The sequence below is a fragment of the Treponema sp. R6D11 genome (genome assembly GCF_054786075.1).
In genome coordinates this window covers 1-503 of sequence record NZ_BDHD01000812.1, presented here as the reverse complement: position 1 = coordinate 503, position 503 = coordinate 1, and the positions used below count along the sequence as shown (strand labels likewise).

Below are 503 nucleotides of genomic sequence, written 5' to 3'. Positions count from 1 at the left end.
ACGTCTCCCCGTACAGTAGAGGTAATGCCATCCGCTACGGCTTCCGGCTTGTCCTTCCGGGGCCTGTTGTGCTGTAAAAAGGTGGAAATTAAAAGGAAAGGATATGAAAAGCCGAAACATTAAAATCCTTCTGCTTTGTTTTTTAACCGTGATTGCGTTCATCTGCTGCGAAGACAAGAAAGAAGCCCCCGTAATTTCGCAGGGCTTAAAACCAATTGACATAAAGCCCCCCGGTTTTTTTTGGCTGTTGCGCCCCTGGAAAAAAGGGACTCTTATTACCATGGACGGCAAAGCGAGATTTTCCGAGATTTCTTTTTCTGGCAAAAACCGCATGAAAATTACTCCGCTCATAGAATTTCCCCGCCAGGCTATTGACAGAAATCTGACAACCGCACCTGAGGCAGGAATATGTGTCGCCCAAAGCGTAGACACGCAGAGGTAACCGACACCATTGCGTGTACGGGTAAATTTATATTACCGAATTGCTCAGCATGCACTTGAAG

At 46.5% G+C, this 503-nt stretch carries 1 protein-coding gene; it reads left to right on the top strand.

The window, feature by feature from the left end; translation table 11 throughout:
• The first annotated feature begins 103 nt into the window (after positions 1–103).
• A complete protein-coding gene (locus ACYVTD_RS16265; protein WP_461248717.1) occupies positions 104–442 on the top strand; it encodes a hypothetical protein in 339 nt (112 codons plus the stop codon).
• Positions 443–503 lie beyond the last annotated feature (61 nt).